Raw genomic sequence first — 2,895 nt, 5'->3', positions numbered from 1 at the left:
CTCTGTGAAATTGACGGCATGGTCGTTGAGTCCTGCCGGAAATATCTCTCCTCGATCGCGGCGGGCGCTCTCGACGACAAGCGCGCCACGGTGCTCATCGAGGATGGCGTGAAGTACATCGAAAAGAACAAGCGCGCCTTCGATGTGATTCTCGTGGATTCGACCGACCCGGTGAACATGGCTTCCCCCCTTACGCGGCTCTCCTTCTTCCGGGCGGCGCGCGAGGCGCTCCGGCCGGGCGGTGTCTACGCCACCCAGTCCCAGGGGCCCATCTTCGAGGTCAAAGGACTGCGGCGCATTTCACGCACTATCCGAAAGGCCTTCCGGGGAGTGGACTATTATCTGGCCGGGGTGCCCACCTATCCGGGGGGCGTCTGGTCCTTCGCCATCGCAACCCCGGACGGTTCATCGCCCGCCAAGCGCACCCCCCGGCCGGTGCCGAAGACGATGAAGATGCACTACTACTCGCGTGAACTGCACCGCGCCCTCTTCACCTTGCCAGTTTTCGTTCAGGAGCTGACCCGCTGATGGGGCGCTCCTCTCCCGTCCGTTTTCTCGGGGCGGGGGACGGCTTCGATGACGCGGATATCCTTCTCTTCGGCTGCCCCTTCGACGGTACGGTCACCTACCGGTCCGGTGCGCGCCTCGGGCCCGCCGATATCCGGGAGGCCTCCGATTCCATCGAAACCTACAGCCCGCTTCTTGATGCCGATCTCGAAGATCTCCGCTATGCCGACGCAGGCGATCTGCTGCTCCCGGAAGGGGGCGTTGGGCCGGTCCTTCGCCGCATCGGGGAGGAGGCCCGGCGCATCCTCACAGCGGGAAAGGTGCCTTTCGCCCTGGGGGGCGAGCATCTGATTTCGCTTCCCCTCATCGAGGCGGCCCTGGAGGCCCATCCGCGCCTCGTGGTTTTCCAGTGGGACGCCCACGCCGACCTGAGAGAAGCGTACGAGGGCGCGGCGCTCTCCCATGCGACCGTCATGCGCCGGGTGGTGGAAAAAGTGGGCGATGGGCGCTTGCATCAGTTCGGAATCCGCTCCGGGACCCGCGAGGAGTGGACCTGGATGCGGGAGCGGGCCACCGGCCGCTCGCTGTCGCCCGCAGCGGTGGAGGAAGCCCTCTCCGCGTGCGCGGGCGCGCCGATCTACCTCACCCTCGATCTCGATGTGCTCGATCCGGGCGAGTTTCCGGGGACGGGGACCCCCGAGGCGGGGGGTGTCCGGTATGCCGATATGGCGGCCTGCATCGGCGCGCTCAAGCGCAAAGGCGCCCGGATTGTGGCGCTCGATGTGGTGGAGTTTTCCCCGCCCTGCGACCCCTCCGGGGCGAGCGCTGTGGCGGCGGCCAAGGCAGTGCGCGAGCTGCTCCTCGCCTTGCCCGAAAAGGGATAGCACCCCGAGAAGCCTTCCTGGGGCGGGAAAGTGCGCCGGAGGAGGGATTTCGGAGTCCTAAGCCTCACGTCCCCTCGGCCGGATTGCGATCATGCGCTGGACGCGGATATAATTGTAGCGAGGCGCATTAAACACCATATTTGTATACAGTATACGGCCAGTACTCCTCGGGCCCGGTTGCCAGTTTTTCCCGCGGGCTCGGTGCGGGGGTTTTTCCTGAAATTGGCCATCACATGCTTGTAGAAGAGGGAATCGAGAAAATGAACGCGGAGAAACCCAAGCAGTTCGTCGGCAAAACCGAGTTCAAAAAAGGACTTGAGGGCGCCATTACGAACGAGAGCCGTATCAGCTATGTGGATGGCGAAAACGGGAAGCTGATTTACCTGGGATACAGCATTGACGATCTTTGCCGGGGCGGAGGCGGCTTCGAGGAAACGGTCTATCTCCTCCTCAACGGGCGGCTTCCCAACCGCGCCGAGCTTGATGCCTTCGCGAGCGACCTTGCCGGCCGCCGGGCGATTCCGGGCGAAGTGAAAGATCTCATCTCCGGCATCGCCAAGAGAACCCACCCGATGAACACCCTCCGGACGGCCGTCTCGTTGCTCGGCTGCCTGAACCCCAGGGAATTCGAGGTCACCGTCGAAAACGACCGGGAAATCGCCATCGACCTGACGGCCCGGTTCGCCACCATCGTGGGGGCCATCCAGCGGGTGCGGCAGGGGCAGCCCATCGTGGAACCCGATCCCTCCCTGGGCCACTCGGAGGATTTTCTGCGGATGATGACGGGTGAACATCCCGATATCCGGACGGCGGAGGTGATGGACATGGCCCTCATTCTCCATGCCGAGCACGGGATGAACGCTTCCACCTTCAGCTCGATGGTGGTCAACAGCTCCTTGACCGATTTTTACAGCTCGATCGTCGCCGGGATCGGCTCGCTGAAGGGTCCGCTCCACGGCGGCGCGAACGAGGCCACACTGCGGACCTTCATGGAGATCGGCGAGCCGGATAAAACCGACGAGTGGTTCGAGAAGTCGAAGGCCGCGAAGCGCAAGGTCATGGGCTTCGGCCACCGGGTCTACAAGGCCTATGATCCGCGCGCGGTCATCTTCGACCCGATCGCCAAGGAGCTTTCCGAAAAGGCGGGAACCGGGAATCTCTACAAAATCGCCAAGCGGCTCGAGGAGCTGGTGGTCGCCGATCTCGGCGGGAAGGGCATCTTCCCCAACGTGGATTTCTTCTCGGGTGTTATCTACAACGCCATGGGGATCGAGGCCGACATGTTCACCCCCATCTTCGCGGTGGCCCGCATCGCGGGATGGTCGGCACGGATTCTGGAGTATCTGCCGGAGAACCGCCTCTTCCGCCCCCGCACCCTCTATATCGGCGATCTCGATGCGAAGTACGTCTCCATCGACAAACGCTAGCCCGCTCCTCCCAAAAACGAAGCCCCCGGCCGTCCGGGGGCTTTTTTGTTTTTGTCCGACGGGGTCAGGAGCCGTTC

Annotated in this window: 3 protein-coding genes; all 3 read left to right on the top strand. The window is 63.5% G+C overall.

All coding sequences use genetic code 11. From position 1 onward, the window contains the following. On the top strand, positions 1–528 hold a 528-nt coding region (locus O2807_14165), incomplete at its 5' end, for a spermidine synthase (protein ID MDA1001647.1). After that, positions 528–1,391: an agmatinase gene (gene speB, locus O2807_14160; protein MDA1001646.1), complete on the top strand. Its 864-nt coding sequence runs from the start codon at positions 528–530 to the stop codon at positions 1,389–1,391. The genes O2807_14165 and speB, both read left to right, overlap by 1 nt. A 260-nt stretch (positions 1,392–1,651) precedes the next feature. Further along, positions 1,652–2,818, top strand: coding sequence for a citrate synthase/methylcitrate synthase (locus O2807_14155; protein MDA1001645.1), 1,167 nt, complete (start codon positions 1,652–1,654; stop codon positions 2,816–2,818). Positions 2,819–2,895 lie beyond the last annotated feature (77 nt).

It is taken from the genome of bacterium (assembly GCA_027622355.1).
Classification (GTDB): Bacteria; UBA8248; UBA8248; order UBA8248; family UBA8248; genus JAQBZT01.
Note: the sequence above shows the minus strand (reverse complement) of the source record. Positions and strands in the feature narration are given on the sequence as shown.